15 protein-coding genes, 1 tRNA gene and 1 riboswitch are annotated in these 16,982 nt (G+C 60.6%); of the genes, 8 read left to right on the top strand and 8 right to left on the bottom strand.

Annotation, left to right across the window (positions count from 1 at the left end):
* The first annotated feature begins 98 nt into the window (after positions 1-98).
* From AC3E6W_RS05835 to AC3E6W_RS05815, 5 genes are all read left to right on the top strand, one after another.
* Entirely contained in the window at positions 99-1,754 is a 1,656-nt protein-coding gene (locus AC3E6W_RS05835) for a pentapeptide repeat-containing protein (protein WP_490652568.1), read from the top strand.
* Positions 1,755-1,909: 155 nt separating this feature from the next.
* Positions 1,910-3,298 (top strand): pentapeptide repeat-containing protein, encoded by a 1,389-nt coding sequence (locus AC3E6W_RS05830; protein WP_490652567.1) that lies wholly within the window; start codon positions 1,910-1,912, stop codon positions 3,296-3,298.
* Positions 3,299-3,501: 203 nt separating this feature from the next.
* Positions 3,502-3,981: a low molecular weight protein-tyrosine-phosphatase gene (locus AC3E6W_RS05825; RefSeq protein ID WP_239663104.1), complete on the top strand. Its 480-nt coding sequence runs from the start codon at positions 3,502-3,504 to the stop codon at positions 3,979-3,981.
* Entirely contained in the window at positions 3,978-4,646 is a 669-nt protein-coding gene (locus AC3E6W_RS05820) for a nucleoside/nucleotide kinase family protein (protein WP_049342897.1), read from the top strand. The genes AC3E6W_RS05825 and AC3E6W_RS05820 overlap by 4 nt, the downstream gene beginning before the upstream one ends.
* A 502-nt stretch (positions 4,647-5,148) precedes the next feature.
* Complete coding sequence (locus tag AC3E6W_RS05815) at positions 5,149-6,417, top strand: multidrug effflux MFS transporter (protein ID WP_490652566.1); 1,269 nt, start codon at positions 5,149-5,151, stop codon at positions 6,415-6,417.
* Between the two features lie 260 nt (positions 6,418-6,677).
* On the opposite strand, the gene AC3E6W_RS05810 is transcribed toward AC3E6W_RS05815, so the two are convergent.
* The 4 genes from AC3E6W_RS05810 to AC3E6W_RS05795 all read right to left on the bottom strand — a co-directional run bounded on the left by AC3E6W_RS05810 (position 6,678) and on the right by AC3E6W_RS05795 (position 11,108).
* Positions 6,678-7,580 (bottom strand): aminotransferase class IV, encoded by a 903-nt coding sequence (locus AC3E6W_RS05810; protein ID WP_303955304.1) that lies wholly within the window; start codon positions 7,578-7,580, stop codon positions 6,678-6,680.
* 382 nt (positions 7,581-7,962) lie between these two features.
* Positions 7,963-8,760: an energy-coupling factor transporter transmembrane component T family protein gene (locus AC3E6W_RS05805; protein ID WP_490652565.1), complete on the bottom strand. Its 798-nt coding sequence runs from the start codon at positions 8,758-8,760 to the stop codon at positions 7,963-7,965.
* A complete protein-coding gene (locus tag AC3E6W_RS05800; RefSeq protein WP_490652564.1) occupies positions 8,757-10,415 on the bottom strand; it encodes an ABC transporter ATP-binding protein in 1,659 nt (552 codons plus the stop codon). Before AC3E6W_RS05800 ends, AC3E6W_RS05805 begins: the two co-directional genes overlap by 4 nt.
* 78 nt (positions 10,416-10,493) lie before the next feature.
* On the bottom strand, positions 10,494-11,108 hold the full coding sequence (locus AC3E6W_RS05795) for an ECF transporter S component (RefSeq protein ID WP_049342892.1): 615 nt from the start codon (positions 11,106-11,108) through the stop codon (positions 10,494-10,496).
* A gap of 58 nt (positions 11,109-11,166) precedes the next feature.
* A riboswitch (TPP riboswitch) is annotated at positions 11,167-11,267 on the bottom strand.
* 281 nt (positions 11,268-11,548) lie between these two features.
* Between AC3E6W_RS05795 and AC3E6W_RS05790 the strand changes: the two genes are divergently transcribed.
* Both AC3E6W_RS05790 and AC3E6W_RS05785 read left to right on the top strand, forming a co-directional pair.
* Positions 11,549-11,782: a DUF4235 domain-containing protein gene (locus AC3E6W_RS05790; RefSeq protein ID WP_049334047.1), complete on the top strand. Its 234-nt coding sequence runs from the start codon at positions 11,549-11,551 to the stop codon at positions 11,780-11,782.
* A 141-nt stretch (positions 11,783-11,923) separates the two neighbouring features.
* Positions 11,924-13,330, top strand: a complete 1,407-nt coding sequence (locus AC3E6W_RS05785; protein ID WP_049342891.1) for an MFS transporter — start codon at positions 11,924-11,926, stop codon at positions 13,328-13,330.
* 159 nt (positions 13,331-13,489) lie between these two features.
* Here AC3E6W_RS05785 and AC3E6W_RS05780 read toward each other — a convergent pair whose 3' ends face one another.
* Together AC3E6W_RS05780 and dcd are read right to left on the bottom strand one after the other, a co-directional pair.
* Positions 13,490-14,830, bottom strand: coding sequence for a P-loop NTPase family protein (locus AC3E6W_RS05780; RefSeq protein WP_049342890.1), 1,341 nt, complete (start codon positions 14,828-14,830; stop codon positions 13,490-13,492).
* A gap of 137 nt (positions 14,831-14,967) precedes the next feature.
* Complete coding sequence (dcd, locus tag AC3E6W_RS05775) at positions 14,968-15,555, bottom strand: dCTP deaminase (protein WP_049334044.1); 588 nt, start codon at positions 15,553-15,555, stop codon at positions 14,968-14,970.
* 128 nt (positions 15,556-15,683) lie between these two features.
* On the opposite strand from dcd, the gene AC3E6W_RS05770 reads away from it, so the two are divergent.
* Positions 15,684-15,754 (top strand) — tRNA-Gly (locus tag AC3E6W_RS05770).
* A 192-nt stretch (positions 15,755-15,946) separates the two neighbouring features.
* Here the strand turns inward: AC3E6W_RS05770 and AC3E6W_RS05765 are convergent.
* Entirely contained in the window at positions 15,947-16,363 is a 417-nt protein-coding gene (locus AC3E6W_RS05765) for a carboxymuconolactone decarboxylase family protein (RefSeq protein WP_049357953.1), read from the bottom strand.
* Positions 16,363-16,824 (bottom strand): MerR family transcriptional regulator, encoded by a 462-nt coding sequence (locus AC3E6W_RS05760; RefSeq protein ID WP_049342889.1) that lies wholly within the window; start codon positions 16,822-16,824, stop codon positions 16,363-16,365. Before AC3E6W_RS05760 ends, AC3E6W_RS05765 begins: the two co-directional genes overlap by 1 nt.
* Positions 16,825-16,982: the final 158 nt, after the last annotated feature.

The following is a 16,982-nucleotide window of genomic DNA, read 5'->3' as shown; positions in this document are numbered from 1 at the left end:
AGGCGGAGCTTCTTCTATAACCAGCGCGAGCGCGCAGGGGTGGGGTCCTCCCCTATGCTGGATATAAGCCAGCACCGGAGCAGGAAGGGCACACCACCATGAACCTAGCAGCACTCTTCGCAAAGCTGCGACAACGCAAAAACACCCCGGAACGCATCCAGCAAAGGCAGGCCAAGCGGCGCAAACGCTACACGCACGCCCTCGAACAATTCCTCGACGGACACCAGCCCGCCGTACGCCTCGGCGGGGTGTACACGCTCGCGGACCTCGCAGACGAATGGCTCACCGACACTTCCCTCCCCGAGCAGGTACGCCGTGAAGAAGCCCAGACCATTATCGACGCGCTGACCGGGTGCATCCGCACGCCCTACCCCCTCGCACAAAAGCGGCAGGTCCTAGAATCAGACGAGGCCACCGAAGGGTACGAAGGCAACTTCGCGCGCGATCAGGTGGCGCTACACGAGGAGCAGTTGGTGCGCCGCACAGTCTTCATGGAACTCAGCCGCCGCCTCGCCACGGTCACCGAGCGCAACGAAAAAGGTAACGGGGAAAGCCAGCGTACGGTGCCGTCGCTATCGCCGATGTGGGCTGATTTGCGCTTCGACTTTGGTGGTGCGCCCATCTTCTACCCGTTGCGGCAGCTGCACTTTCAGAACGCCGGCTTCGCCTCCGCCACCTTCTACGGACAAGCGGATTTCTCTGGTTCAACCTTCCACGGTGACACCAGCTTCTCGGCGGCGCAGTTCACGGCCGACGCATCCTTCCATGGCGCGAACTTCAACGAATGGGTGGGGTTCAGCGCCGCACACTTCGCGGGCGCGGCAGAGTTCAGCGGGGCACGCTTTGCGGACGCGGCAAGCTTCGCAACCGTAACCTTCACCGGCGAGGCCGACTTCTCAGACGTGGTCTTTTCAGCTGCGGCTGACTTCGCGGTAGCCTCCTTCGAGTCTGACGCCGACTTTTCACACTTGAACACCGCGGGCATAGCCAGCTTCGCGGCGATCACCTTTAGCGGAGTGGCAACATTCACCGCCTCCACGTTCCACGATGAAGCGCACTTCGCCGCATCGGTCTTCAACCGCCCCGCGGTGTTCTCCAGGTCGCTGTTCGGCGGGGCCGCACGCTTTGCCGGTATAGTCTCCAAGCAGTCCGCCGTATTCTGGGACACGAGCTTTGCGGGCTCGGCAGACTTTAGCGGGGCGTCCTTCACGCAGAGCGCGTTTTTTTATGAAGCAAGCTTCGCTCAGGCGGCAAATTTCAGTGGGGCGTCGTTTATTGCGCTTCCGAGAACGTCATATGAAGATATGGACTTCGCGCAACGCGCGAACTTCGATAAGGTCACCTTCGCGCAGGATGCCGACTTTAGCAAGGCGAGGTTCACGGCGTTTGTCGGCTTCGGTATGGTGACGTTCGCACGGGCGGTGAACTTCAACGGGACGAGCTTTGAGGGAGCCTACTTCCCGGGTGCGACGTTCGGTCAGCGGGCAGATTTCAGGCAGACTAGCTTCATGTATGTTAAGCCGTCCTTTGAGGATTTGGAGGAGCGACTGCAGGCGGCCCGGTTCTCGGCGCATGCGAATCCTCAGGATTACCTGTTTGAGGCGCGCCTGGAGAGCCCGCACGGTTTCAGCTGCGGCACAGCAACGCTTCTTAATAGAACGTTCGTTCTCCCTGTCGGTGCGGTACTGTACGACCCGGATTCCTGGGACGAAGAGAAGCAGGAGTACACCCGCTTCAGTGAGCCTGCACAGTAAAACCTAGTTCTCCCCCACCGTCGGGGAAGCGTCCATAGGCCCCGTCACGTAAATGTGTGGCGGGGTCTTCATCATGACCGGGCACAACTCATGGCAGGTGGCTTTACCCTATGCTGGAAGGTGAATGTTCCTATCAGAGAGGACAGGAGAACCTAGTGCCCAGCAACAACACATCATCCGCTCCAGAAAGTCAGGTAATCCCAAAAGCTCAGGAGAAGCCTCGGCATATCCAGCACTTTACTAAGCTCCTCATTGGCTCCAGCCTGGGCGGTGGTGCTGCTGCGATTCTTCTGCCCTGGCTTCTCTGGCTGCACTGCGGTATGAGCTCTGGCAGTTCGGATCAGCTGCGCTTGCATCTTCTGTACGTCACTGGCGGTATTATTGCGGTTCTGACTCTTCTGCAAACAAACTGGAAGAACCAGGGTGACCGCCTCAAAATTGATGCCGATATCAAGAAGAATGAACAGGACGCGGAGAAAAACGAACGCGACCATATCCGCGAGGTTCATGCAGAGCGCCGCAGTCGCTATGCCAAGGCTATTGAGCAGCTCGCTGACGATAAATTAGCAGTCCGTTTAGGTGGCATTTATACACTTACTGACCTAGCTGATGAATGGATTTCTGACGTATCCCCAGATAAAGAAAGTCACCGCAAAGAGGGGCAATTTATTATAAATAACCTCTGCGCTTATATCCGGTCACCTTTCCCTCTATCTTTACACAGGAACCTTTTCGAATCAAAAAGCATTAACGACAAGAAAATTCAGATTTATAACAAAAATTTCACCAAAGATAGCTTCGCTGAGGATAGAATAAAATTCTTAGAGGAACAAGAAGTGCGCAGGGTTATTTTTACAGAAATGAGCAAGCGTTTCACTAGAATTAATAAAAAAGGGGTGAAACGCTCTGGCCCCTGGAGCTCATTCGAATTCAACTTTACCAAATCAAAAATTTTTTACCCATTAAATAACCTAATTTTCGAGAACTGCAACTTTACAGGGGCAATATTTTATGGCGATGCCAACTTCACCGATTCAGGATTTGTAGGAAAAGCGCGCTTCACAGCGGCCCACTTCATGGAAAACGCTACATTTAAAGGTGCATATTTTTCAGGAGATGCCGACTTTATCGGGGCACAATTTGAAGAAACTGCATCTTTTTATGGAACCCGGTTTGCACAAAAATCAACATTTAGCTTAACAATTTTTATGGGCCCCACAGATTTTAGAGAATCGGAGTTTCACACCGAGTCGCCTACATTTGGAATCCCTATGGGCAAGCTATCAAATCATGCCCTATTCTCATGCAATATAAATCAAAAATATTACGATTTTAACATTTCAGACAATAGTTCATACCCAATTATTATCGGAAATACTCAGCTCGGAAGAAAGAAATTTGAAATCCCAATTGAGTCTAAAGTTTTTGACCCAAGATCATGGGACAATAAAAACCAGAAATATTCTCGCACAAGCGATCCAGCAAAACTTTCTAAAAAGTCTACTTGTACTATAAAAAGAATATGCAAGAAGATAAAAATGTAGCTTCCCTAATTCACAGAAGGCCCCGCCGGCCCACCGTCGGCGGGGCTTTTGCACGCCCGGTTCTGGTAGCGACAGCCCCGGCGGCGGCAGCCCACCGGCGAGCGCATCCACCCGTCACGGTGCCGCTCACAAAGCCGCCCCAATCACCCGCCGCGCCCGGCCACCCTCTACCCCACCGATACACTAGAACCATGTACCGAATCATGACTGTCTGCACCGGCAACATCTGCCGCTCCCCCGTCGGCGAATACCTCATCCGCCAGCACGCCCAAGAAGCCGGCGTGCCCGTCACCGTCACCTCCAGCGGCATCAGCAACGAAGAAGAAGGCAACCGCATCGACCCGCGCGCCGCCGCGCAGCTCACCGCCCGCGGTATCGACCCGTCCGCGCACCGCGCCAGCGTCTTCACCGTCGAGGACTTCGACCGCAACGACCTCATCCTCGCCATGGACGCACCCCACTACCTGCGCCTCAAAGCCCTCGCCCGCAACGACGAGGACAAAGCCAAGATCCGCATGATGCGCAGCTTCGACCCGAAGGTCACCACCACCCACCTGGACCAGCTCGGCATCTACGACCCCTGGTACGGTAGCGAACGCGACTTCGTGTACACCACCGACCTCATTGACGCCGCCGCACGCGGCCTCATTAACCACCTTAAGCAGGAAGGCGACGCGCAGTGAGTCAGCGTATTCCCCTGAACCAGAACCGCCACGTCACCGGCACCGCCGAAATCCTGGAGCTCTGCAAGGACATGCTGCGCCTGGAGCACGGCATCGGCAACGACTTCGATATGGACACCGCCGAATTCGCCGAATTCCGTGCGCAGTTCCTCGCCGATTTCGCGGAAATCCCGCTGATCATCGGCATTGACGGCCGCAGCGGCACCGGCAAGACCAGCCTCGCCACGCAACTTGAGCAGGAGCTCACCGCCGCAGGGCACAGCGTGCACGTGCTGCACCTAGACGACTTCTACCCCGGCTGGGACGGCCTCTTCGACGGCGTGGAGGCGTGGGACGCACTCTCCGTGCAGCTGACCGAAGGTATTGCCGGAACCTACACCCCGTGGGATTGGGAGGCGGGCGCCCCCGGTGAGGTGCGCACCGTCGACCCGGCGGCTACGCAGGTCATCATCTGTGAGGGTGTCGGCGCGATTGCGGGCGCCTGCGAGGTGCGTATTCTCGCCACCGTCCCGGACGAGGTGCGTTACGAACGCGCCATGGCTCGTGACGGTGACACGTTCCGCCCGCACTGGGAACGCTGGGCGGCGCAGGAGGAGGCGCTGCTCGCCGAAATCCCGGAGGACTATGCGACCGTGGACTTCATCTACGACAGCGCAGCGCAGTAACAGCCGTACGGTAACCGTCGAGAAGGGGCGGTGTTATCCGTAAGCGACATCAGGGTGTCCGAAGCGAAGCGAGGACGGGTGCCCCTGTAGGAGCGAGGATAACACCGCCCCTTTGCTGTGCCCGCGCAGGCAGGCGGTATCGCCTGTAGTGACATCAGGGTGCCCGAGCTCTGCGAGGGCGGGTCCCCTGCAGGAACGAGGGCGAATACCGTCTGCCGAGCAACCCAAGCGCGGAGGAAATATGTGGCGTACCCTCCCCTAACCCCTGTAGGAGCGAGGAGAACACCGTCCCTTCTACGTACCCTCTGCAATCCTGTCTCTCCCAGCTCAAAAAAATATCAAACATTTAACTTACGAAGCCACGCCCAATTCTGCTACCGTGAACAAGTTGTGCTTCCAGCCTGCGCAAGCTCATCCCTGGGGCGGTACCGCCGCATCCACGTCTTGTAGAGCCGCAGGCGCCGTTGCACGCGCATCACACAGAAAGAAAAAACTAAGACATATGTCTTCGAAGTCGACTAAGACCTCATTCGGGCTATCGCCCCTTTTTATCGTAGTTCTGGCGCTGCTGACCGCGATTGCGCCGCTTGCTACGGACATGTACCTGGCGGCGCTTCCTGCAGTCGCGGAGGACCTGAACACCACCAGCACGAACGCATCCCTGACGTTGAGTGCGTTCATGGTGGGTATGGCTCTCGGCCAGCTGGTCGTGGGTCCCCTCTCTGATAAGACGGGCCGCCGCAAGCCGCTGCTGATTGGTGCGGTTATCTGCTTCATTGCGACGGTGGCGTGTGGTTTCGCTCCGAACATTGAGCTGCTGATTTTTGCGCGTTTCATGATGGGCTTCACCGGTTCGATCGGTGCGGTGCTGGCGCGTTCCATCGTGACTGATACGACTCAGGGTCTGGCGACCGCTAAGCTCATGGGCATCATGATGATGATTAACGGCTTCGCGCCGGTGCTTGCGCCGCTGTTTGGTGGCTGGGTGCTGTCGTGGGGTAACTGGCGCGATATTTTCCATGTGCTTGGCGTGGTCACCGCGATCATGATGCTCGGCGTGGTCTTCGTGGTGAAGGAGACTCTGCCCGTGGAGGAGCGCTACCAGGGCACCGCCCTGAGCGTGTACTCGGAGCTACCGAAGGTCTTCAAGATTCGCCGCTACCTGGGTTTCATGCTGACGATGTGCTTCGCGTTTGGTGCGCTGTTCTCGTACATTTCCGGTTCGACGTTTGTGTTGCAGAAGATTCTGGGCATGTCCGAGACTGAGTTCACGATCGTGTTCGGTGTGAACTCGCTGGGCATTGTGCTGTTCAGCGCGATTGCAACGAAGCTGGTGGGTCGTGTGGCGCAGCGTCGCATTGTGAATATCGGCGTGGTTAGCCTGCTGGTGGTGTCTTCGCTGCTGGTGGTTAGCTTCCTTGTCGGTATTTCGCTGGTGCCGACGCTGATTCTGCTGTTCCTGCTGACCAGCTCGTGCGGCCTGATTTTCGGTAATGCTTCGGCGTTGGCGTTGAACGAGGCACGCCACATGGCGGGTAGTGCTTCGGCGGTGATGGGTACGATTCAGGCTCTGCTGGGTGCGTTGGCGGCGCCGCTGGTGTCGTTTGCCGGTGAGCATGAGTACCTGCCGATGGGCTTCTCCATTCTGGGTTTCGCGGTCCTGACGGCGCTGGTGCTGTGGACTACGCCGCGTAAGGATTCGGACTACTCGGCTGACGGCGAGAGCCACGGCGCTGGTGAAGGTCAGGGCGCCCCGGCGGCGGGCCACTAGCCTGTTGTTTTTGTGTAGCTAAAGCCCCGGATGGGCAACCCGCTAAGGGTTGCCCATCCGGGGCTTTGCTGTATTTGTTGTAGTAGTTAGGGAGGCGCCCGCACTCTTCCTTCGCTCCTACAGGGGAACCCGCCCTCGCTTCGCTTCGGGCACCCTGATGTCGCTTCAGGAAGGTACGGCACCTCCTGCCCTTGACCATAGACAGCACAAAGGGACGGTATTATCCTCGCTCGGATAATACCGTCCCTTTGTGTACGCGGTTAGCTCTGCTGCGCCAGGTAGTTCAACAGCGTGGCGGTCAGCTCCGGGTCGTGCGCCAGCGCCGTGCCGTTCAGGTGAGTTACCGGCGCAATCAGACGCACCGACGAGGCCAACCACACACCGTCCGACTCGAACAGATCCTGCGGGTAGAGCGGACCGAAACCCAGCTCCCAGCCAGCTTGGCGCGCCGCCTCGAACACCGCGCCCTGCGTGGTGCCGGGCAGGATGCCGTGGCTCGGCTCGGGCGTGTACAGCACCTTCTTGCCGTCCTCAATCTTGGCAACCAGCACCGAAGAAGTGGCGCCCTCCAGCACGCGACGCTCGTCGGTAATGAAGATAGCGTCATCCGCGCCGCGCTCCTGCACGTACCGCAGGACCGCCATGTTCACGGCATAGGAGAGGGTCTTCGCGCCCGCCAGCAGCCACGGGTAGGCGCTGTTGTCCATCGGCTCGTGACCGCGCGGCAGTAGCATCGCCTTCACGCCCTCGGTGCGGCGCTTCACGATGGATGCGGGCACCGGCGACGCCATAATCAGCGTGTACGGGCCCGGCTGCATGGAGGTCACCGCCTGGGTGGGGCCGCGCGAAATAATAATCTTCACGATGTGCTCTTCACCCAGCGCCGTTTCGGCACCGGCGGTCGCCTCGCGCATGAGGCGTTCCACCGCCGAACGCAGAATCTCGGGTTCCGGGTCGGGCAAATCCAGCATGCGCGCCGACGATTCGAGGCGGGACAGGTGCATGCCGAGCTTACGCACGCGACGGTTGACGGACAGCATGGTCTCGAAGACGCCGTCGCCGCGGGTGAAGCCCTGATCATCAACGCTGATGAGGGGCACGGAGGGATCCACGAAGACACCCTGCGGGTTCTGCTCGTTCAGAAGAATTACGGTACTAGACATAGTTTTATTGTACGTTCGCAGCCGAACCGTAGGCAGGAGGCGCCGTACCTTCCTGTTCGGTAGTAGCGGGTGTAGCCGCATTTTCCGGAAGCGCCCTCAGGGTGTCAGCCCGGACGCTCTCCGCAGCGAAGCAAGGAGAGGGCGGAGCGTCCGGGTGACGGGTGCCCCTGCGTAGGCGCGGAGGAAATATGCGGCACCCCGCCTCCCTGTAGGAACGAGGGCGAATACCGTCTCCCTCTATGTCATCTGTTGGGGAGGGTTGGAGGTGCCGTACCTTCCTGAAGCGACATCAGGGTGCCCGAAGCGAAGCGAGGGCGGGTGCCCCTGTAGGAGCGAAGGAAGAGTACAAGCGCCTCCCTGCCCACGTCCAAAGCAGAGCAAATTAGCCCCAGAGGAACTGAATCGTACCCGCCGCAATAGATGCACCGTACGCAACAGCAATGATGACGGCGGCGGCAATGCTCACGTGCACGTCACGGCGCGAATACGAGGGCACGCGCGCCCAGGTGCGTTCGCCCGCGCCGAAGCCGCGCGCCTCCATGGTGACGGCCAGGCGGGAGCCACGGCGGATGGCCTGCACGAGCAGGGCGAAGCTTTGCCCGCCGAAGGTTTGGGCGCGTCCGGCAAGGGATTGGCCTGCGCCGAGTCCGCGGGCGCGTCGTGCCTGGCCGAGGGCGTTCCATTCGGCGAAGAGGATGCCGACCAGGCGTAGCGCGGCGATGGTGGCGAGCACGAATCGTGCCGGCAGTTTGAAGGTCTGCGCGAGGGAGTCGCCGAGGTCGGTCGGATCGGTGGTGAGCACGAACGCGAGGGTGGGCAGGACCATGGCGAGGGAACGGATCATCATGGCTGCGCCGACGGCTGCGGAGCCGGTGGTGATGGTGTTGAAGCCGAGGTTGAGGATCACGTCGCCGGTTTTGGCGCTGAGCATGGCGACGGACCAGCCGGTGGTGATTACGGCGATGAGGATGGGCCAGAATCGGGCGAGGACGTTGACGGGCCGGAACCCGACGAGGATGAATCCGAGTAGTTCGAGGGCGAAGAGGATTCCGGAGGTCAGCGGGTCGCGCACGATGAGCGCGGCGATGATGAGGGCGAAGGAGACGATGAGCTTGACGCCGGCGTTGAGGTTGCTGAAGTAGCTGGTTCGGTCGATGGTGCCGAAGAAGTCGGTATTCATGCGTTCTCCTTTCCGTTGGTTGTCTGGGGTTCGGAGGGTTCGGAGGCTTCGAGCGCCTCGAGGGTGATGGATTTGCCGCCGAGCGCCGCGGTGTAGTCTTCGTCGTGGGTGATGGAGATGACGGCGGTCCCGTCGGCGAGGAGTTCGCGAATGAGGTCGACGAGCTCGGCCCAGGTGCGTGCGTCCTGCCCGAAGGTGGGCTCGTCGAGAATGAGTATTCTCGGTGCGGTGGCGAGCGCGGAGGCGACCGAGAGTCGTCGTTTTTCGCCGCCGGAGAGGGTAAAGGGGTTGGCGTCGAGCAGGTGGTTGAGGCGCAGGCGGGCCGCCAGGTCGTCGGTGCGAGCGGCGAGCTCGTCTTCGTCGAGGGGAACGCGGTTGAGCGCGGCGAGTCGGCGGGGGCCGAGTTCGAGTTCTTCGCGTACGGTTCCGCGGATGAACTGGTATTCGGGTTCTTGGAAGACGTAGCCGATGCGGCTGAGCATTTGGGCGGGGGTCCAGGTGGGCACGTCCCAGTGGGCGCGCTGGCCGTTCTGACCGTTCTGACCGGCACCGTGGTCGCGGAGCGTGTCGGTGGCGGCGAGGGTGCCGTCGGGCGCGGTGAGTAGCCCGGCGAGGGTGAGCGCGAGGGTTGATTTGCCGGCGCCGTTGGGGCCGAGCACGCTGAGGTGTTCGCCGGCGCGCAGGGTGAGGTTGATGCCGCCGCGCAGCACGGGCAGGTCGACGGGTACGGGCGCGGGGGTGTTGCCGAGGCGTTTGATGGTGCGGCGGCGGGCGCGTCGCTGCTTGGGGGTTGGTTGCGCGCGGGTAATGCTGAGGTTTTCGGCGCGGAGAAGCACCTCGCCGGTTGCAGTATCGCCGCCCGCCGTCTCGCCGATAGCGTTCTGCGGTGCACGCGGCACGTAGTCGGGCACCCACACGCCGGCGTCGATGAGATCCCGACGGGCTTCGGCGAGCACGGTTCCGGGCGCGCCGTCGTGGGTGATGGTTCCGCCCGCGCCGAGCACGATAATGCGGTCCATGTACGGCGCCCAGATGCTCACGCGGTGTTCCACGACGAGCAGGGTCGCACCGGTCGCCTCCGCGGCAGCGAGGATGCTGTCGCGCACCTCCCGCACGCCGGCGGGGTCGAGGTTGGCGGTGGGTTCGTCGAGAATCATGGCGCCGGGGTGCATCGAGAGGATGCCTGCCAGGCCGAGGCGCTGCTTCTGTCCGCCGGACAGGGCGCTGCTGGGGTGGTCGAGGGGCAGGTGGCTGAGCCCGACCGCGGTGAGCGCCTCGGTGACGCGTCCCCAGATTTCCTCGCGGGGTACGCGCAGGTTTTCGGGGCCGAAGGCGGTGTCATTCCCGATGGTGGCCATGACGATGGAGGATTCGGGGTCCTGCTGCATCATGCCCGCGGTGCCGCGCGCTTCTACGGGGTCTTGACCGTTGAGGGTGATGGTCCCGCCTGCGGAGAGGCCGTCGTCATCGTGGAGCACACCGGCGATGGCGTGCAGGAGCGTCGATTTGCCGGCGCCGGAGGTGCCCAGTAGCAGGACTTTTTCACCGGGGTTGATGGTGAGGTTGAGTCCGTTGATGACCGGTTCTGGGCGGCCGGGGTGGTGCCAGCTGAAGTTGTTGAGCTCGATGCGCGCCCCGCGCGGTGTTGCTTCCATAATGCTTTCTTAGCCTAGTGTGCGGCTGCTGTAGTGTGCCGAGTGGTGAGTTACTAGCTGGTGGCTAGTGGCTGGCGATTAGCGGCGGGTGTTGCCGGAAGCCAGCGAGGAGAGCACGCCGGTCTTGGCGAGGTTCTGCACGAGGATCCAGGCCAGGAAGCCCGCGATGACTGCGCCGGAGACGACCGAGCAGACCACGTAGGTGACGGCCTTGACGGGCTCCATGTCGGGGTAGTAAATCAGGATTTCGCTGCCACCCATGAACAGGCCGCTGAGAGCACCGGCCAGAACGGCGATGGCGGCGTTCCAGCGACGGTAGCCGAAGGCGGCGAAGACGATTTCAGCGCCGATACCCTGGATAATACCGGAGATCAGAATCTCGCCGCTCCACGCACCGCCGGTGAACAGCACCGAGATGAGCGCCGCAACGAGCTCGCAGAAGAGGGCAGCGCCGGGCTTGCGGATGAGCAGGCCGCCGAGGGTACCACCGAGCAGCCAGGCGCCGGCGATGAGCGGGCGCAGTTCGGGGGCCGCGACGAGCGCGGTCTTGGCGGCGGGGCTCACGGCGATATCCCAGATCCAGAAGATGATAGCGCAGGCCACGGCGATGACTGCGGCGATAACGATTTCGTTGACTCGCCAGCTTAGGCTGCTGCGGGGGGCCGGACGCTTGGGCGCGGTGGTGTGTGACATGCGGTTTTTCCTTCCGTCGTTGGAAGGGGAATGTCCTCGCCCTCTGCATGGGCGAGGGCACCGAGAAGATTCGACTCCCTACACCGGTACTAACCGGATCAGGTTCGAGGGTCTGCTGTGCACTCTCAGCGCCGCGGTGGCGCTCCCCTGTCATGTTGGCCCCACGGCTGCGGATTGGTTTGCACGCCGGTGCGTAACACAATTGGGGCCAGAAACGATTGTAGACACCCGGAGGCGTTGAAGCTAGTTCGGGTAGTTTTATGTCATACTCCTGTGTATGCGGCGTTTTTGTACGGTGTACACTTTCGGGATTGTTTACTCCGAAAGCGACACGGGCCGGAGAAACCCTATACGCTAGGAATGGCACTCATATTTATCCTTCCTACCCCGAGGGGGTTCGGGGGTGAGGAGCCGCATCATTAACACCAAAGGAGATACATATGAATCCCGTCGCAAAGCTTGCTCTCGCGGGCCTGAACATGGGCGCTGCTGCCCTGGTTGGTAAGGGCCTGGGCGCAGCCTGGACCAAGGCTACCGGTAACCAGCCTCCCGCCATTTCCCACGACTCCGAAGATACTCTGCGTCAGGTCATCCTCTGGACCGTCCTGACCTCCGTCGTGGGCGCCGTTGTCAGCTTCGGTATCGCCCGCGCGCAGCGCCGTTTCTTCAAGTAAAGACCATCCCTGAATGCTTCGTTCAGTGATGCGGGGCGGTGCGTACCCTCGCGGTGCGTACCGCCCGCGCTTTTCTAACGCGTACCAGCCTCCCGCAGTACCGGCCGATGCGACGCCGCTCGGCCATTTGAAAGCCCCTTCATGATGATTCGTTCCTCCCGCCAGCAGAAGCCTGCCCGTCCCGCCGTGGACCACGCTACGAGTCGCCGTTCGGTGACCGCGTGGGTCCTGTGGGATGTCGGTTCGTCGAGTTTCGACTCGATTATGATGACCTTCATCTTCACGGTCTACCTGACCAGCGGTTACTTCGGCACGCCCGAGCAGACCTCTTCGGCACTGTCGCTGGGTCTGACGGTTGCGGGTTTCCTCATCGCGTTTCTCGCCCCGATCACGGGCCAGCGCAACGACAGGTCGGGCCGCGGCATCTTCTGGCTGGGCGTGAACACGGTCCTGCTCGTGGCGTTTATGGCGGCCTGCTTCTTCGTCGCCCCCGACCCAGGCTACCTGTGGTTGGGTGTGTTCCTGGTGTCTGCCGCGAGCGTGTTCAGCGAGTTTGCGTACGTGAACTACAACGCGGTGCTGCCGCGCGTTTCGAACCCGAATAATATCGGCAAGATTTCGGGCACCGGCTGGGCCGCCGGTTACATTGGCGGCATCCTCGCTCTGGCCGTGGTGCTGTGGGGCTTCGTGCTGTCCCCCTCGTCCCTGGGCTTGAGCGAGGAGGGGGCTCTCAACATCCGCGCGGTGACCCTGTTCGCCGCGGCCTGGTGCCTCGTCTTCTGCGTGCCGCTGCTGATTCGGATGCGCACCCGCGAGCGCTTCCTGCCGGAGGTGTTGCCCACCCGCGAGCTGCGTTTCCTGGAGCTGGGCATGGAGCGTCTCTCCCCCGCCCGCCAGGGTAGCCTGCTCGCCTCCTACAAGGCGCTGTGGCGCACCATTAAGCGGCTGAAGATGACGTCCCCGCAGACCCTGTGGTTCCTGATTGCTTCGGCGGTGTTCCGTGATGGTCTGTCCGGTATTTTTACGTTCGGCGGTATTCTTGCGGCGGGCACGTTCGGTTTCAGCACTTCCGAGGTGATTCTGTTCGGTATTGCCGGTAGCGCTGTCGCGGCGGCTGGCGCGATCCTGGGCGGCTACCTGGATGACTACCTGGGCCCGAAGGCAATTATTGTTATCTCGCTGGTCGGCATTATCTTGGCGGCTACCCCGCTGATGTTCTTCCCCGAACCGGGCGTGTTCTGGGTATGCGCCCTGCTGCTGTGCCTGTTCGTGGGTCCGGCGCAGTCGGCCTCCCGCACGTTCCTGGCTCGCCTGGCCGAGCCCGGCACCGAGGGTGAGCTGTTCGGACTGTACTCGACGACCGGCCGCGCCACGAGCTTCCTGGCGCCGATGCTTTTCGGCCTGTTCGTGAGTATTCTGGGCGCCCAGATTTGGGGTGTTGTCGGCATCCTCGTGGTTGTGGTTGCGGGTCTGCTGATGCTGCTTCCGGTAGAGGCTCCCGGGCCCCTGCGGGTGCGGGCCAACCGCCGCGAGAAGGTGAAGTCTTAGCCGCGGCGGGGCCCACGCGGTGCTCACACGTTGAATCCTGCGGGTCAATTCCCGCGGTCAGATTCCGCGCCCCTCACCGGGGTACGGCGAAGGGGCGGGCAGAGTTAATCTGCCCGCCCCTTCGCTATGCGCCATCGGCGCTAGGGTACGCTCATCGAGCTACTCGGTCACCACGTCGTCGTCTGCCTCGGCGGCCGTCTCGGTGGAGCCTTCCGAGGTCACCTCGCGGTTTTCCTCCGCCTCGTCCAGGACCTCTTCGCTGCCGGTTATCTGAGCCCAGGTCGCGTCGTCAATCAGCGGATCGTCAATCACGCGGACCCACAGCATCGAACCAGCCGCCAGAGCGCTCAAATTCTCGTCATACGCCTCCGCAGGCAGACCCTCAAAGATCTCAGCCAGACGCGCAAACAGGTCATCGTACGAAATGTCGCCCTCAGCCTGCAGCCAGCACTCCGCCGCGAACTCCGACAGCTCGTTCAACGCGGTGTCCTGCAGCAGCAGGAACGGGCCGTCCTCACCCACACGCACACCCGAAGTGCCCGGCATACGAGACACCGCAATCGTACCGTTCAAGAACACACCCGGCAGGTGATCCTCAACCGTGTACTTCTCCAGGCTCTCAACCTCATCAGCATTCGGCAGCTCACCGCCATTCAGCAGATCCTGAACCAGCGGCAGAGTATCCTCAACCTCCGAGTACACCAGGCGCCACACGCCACCGCAACGCTCTACCAGCTTGGCCAGCGACACGACGCCCTCGGGGTGCTTCGCCAGGCCCGAGCTCTGCTCGCTCAGGAACACCAGCGCCTCGTGCAGCGGCACGCGTTCCAGGCGCGGCTCCTTGGCCTGCTCGTCACGCGAAATCAGCACGATACGGGTCAGCTTGTAGCCGCGGTCCTCGGGGTCGACTACGTTCAGACCGGCCTCAACCGGGTTCTGCTGTTCCTTCGGTGCATTCGGGTCGACAATCACCGACAACGGCTTCGGGTAGGGGGTCACGAAACCTTCATCCGAAATAATCGCAGTCTCATCCGTCAGGTACGCCAGCTTCGAGCCCAAGAAACGCGAGGCCGTGGTCTTGCCGCTACCCGAAACGCCCACCAGGGCCAGGGCGCGCTTCGACTCGGGGTCACCGATAACCGCCGAATGAAGCATCACGCCGCTACCCACCAGCTGCTCAATCATCGCAACGGTGATGCGGCTCGTCAGGTCCTGCAGGCCCTGCTCCACGCTATCCACGCGCAGCGTGCCAACCTTCATGAACGGGCCCATCAGGGGCTGGGCTATGTCCAGAATCGGGGTGTCAGATACGGGGTGCACCAGCAGCACCTGGTCGTGGTTCGAAACCGCCTCATACGCCTCGTCCGGGGTCTCAAAAAATTCGGGGTTCAGCGGCTCCCAGGCACGCTTAAAACCCTCGATAAAAGCCTCAGACTGGTCAATCAGGTAGACGGAAACCTCCGCGCCCGCCAGGCGCAGAACAACAGGAAGCAGATTCATAACAATCCTTCAAATGAGTGAGAGAATAGCCCCGCACGCGAGTGAACGCACGAGACGCCGGGCGTACGCCCATATGAGGAGGCGCGGGCGACCCAGCCAAGCAGGCCGCCCGCGCCCCAACCCCAAACGGGAATAGACTACGACTCCGTCGGAATCATCGTCTGATGAAAGTTCAAATAACTACGCGAAGCAGTCGGGCCACGCTGACCCTGGTAACGGTTACCGTACGCGCCCGAACCGTACGGGTGCTCGGTCGGGCTGCTCAGACGGAAGAAGCACAGCTGACCCACCTTCGAACCCGGCCACAGCATAATCGGCAGGGTGGCCATGTTCGACAGTTCCAGCGTCACGTGGCCCGAAAAACCGGGGTCGATAAAACCGGCCGTCGAGTGGGTCAGCAGGCCCAGACGACCCAGCGAGGACTTACCCTCCAGGCGGGCGGCCACGTCATCGGGCAGGGTCACCTTCTCATACGTCGAGCCCAGCACGAACTCACCCGGGTGCAGGATGAACGGCTCGTCGGGAGCCACCTCCACCAGACGCGTCAGGTCCTCCTGCGGCTGCGCGGGGTCGATATGCGGGTACTTGTGGTTATCGAACAGACGGAAGAAACGATCAATCCTCACGTCCACACTTGCAGGCTGAATCATCGACTCATCGTACGGATCAAGAACGATGCGTCCATCAGCAATCTCTTGACGAATATCGCGATCTGAAATAAGCACGTTTAAAGGATACCTGGCAGAGCCCGCAGACCGCAGGCTCGAGCCCGGCACGACCCGGGTGGTGCGTCACATTGGGCGGGGTGAAACATTTCACGAACCGGCACGGTACACGCTAGACTGGAGGGGATGCGGCTGTAGCTCAATGGTAGAGCGCACGCTTCCCAAGCCTGATACGCGGGTTCGATTCCCGTCAGCCGCTCTTCCAGAACCTCTCACTGAACGGTGAGGGGTTCTTCTTAAACCACGACGGGAATCGCTTCCAGGCGGAAATACATTCCCTCGCGCGCTCGGGATTTCCGCCTTCCAGCCCGTCAGCCGCTCCAATAGAACGTCACTCTGGATACAAAGGTTTCCGGCCCTGCCGGGAAGTGTCCGGAGTGGCGTTATCAACTTACCTGTCGTAGTTCCGCCGTGAGTCTATTGCTTCCTGTGCTGCGAAAGTAGCGTTCAGTGCTCGTGGAAAGCCGCAGTACACTGAGGCGTGCAGGATAGCTTCCTGAATTTCCTCTTCGGAAATCCCGACATTGAGTGCCGCTCCAACATGAACTTTAAGTTGAGGTTCGCATCCGCCTAATGCAGTCAATACGCCAATGGTTACTAGCTGGCGACTGCGTGCATCCAGACCGGGCCTATCGTAAATATCACCGAAAGCAAATGCGGCGATGTGGTGTCCTAAAGCAGGGTTTGACGTGGAAAGTGATTCGATAACACTCTGACCAGCGTCTCCGTCGATACGGGAGAGAACCTGCAATCCAAGATCACGACGTCGCTGGTTATCGACGGAATCAATATCGTACTGATCACTCATTATGGATGGGAACCTTTCTGATACATTGCTATCTTGAATTCGGTAGCTGCCAGCGATAACTGAAGATCCTCTATTCGTTGTCGAAGGATGTCGCGATGCTCCAGCATCAAATCAAGACGCTCCTGTACTGTTTCTGCACCTTGTTCAACCAAGGAGATGTAATGCTGGAGTTGGGCAATCGACATTCCAGAGACCCGCATTCGGGTAATAAAAACCAAACGCCGTACAGCCGCAGCATCGTAAAGCCGATAGCCGGATGCGTCGCGTCCTACTTTCACCAGCTCTGCGCGTTCGTAATAGCGCAGCGTATGTGCGCTGATTCCCAAATACTCGGCAGTGGTAGCGATATCCCACTGAGTGTTCTCGTCATCTCTGATCAGGTCGCGCAACGCCGCAGTATTTAGCCCTCCGGGTGGATCGATAGCGAGCCTAAGGGCTTGCTCTAACCGTTCTTCCAACATGTCAATTACACTAAACCTTTGAGTGCGCTCGAAGGCAAACTGCTATGGTGCTTCACGTTCTGTGACCAGGGATAGGTGTGGCTGATGTTGGCAAGGTAGCCGTTCAGGAACGGTACGGTAGCGGTTGGTCAAGTCCTGTGGAGTGGTGTAATCGTTTT

This window comes from Rothia sp. SCPM-O-B-18226 (M350) (assembly GCF_058213595.1).
The sequence above is the reverse complement of the archived record's forward strand: the minus strand, read 5'-3'. Positions and strand labels throughout refer to the sequence as shown.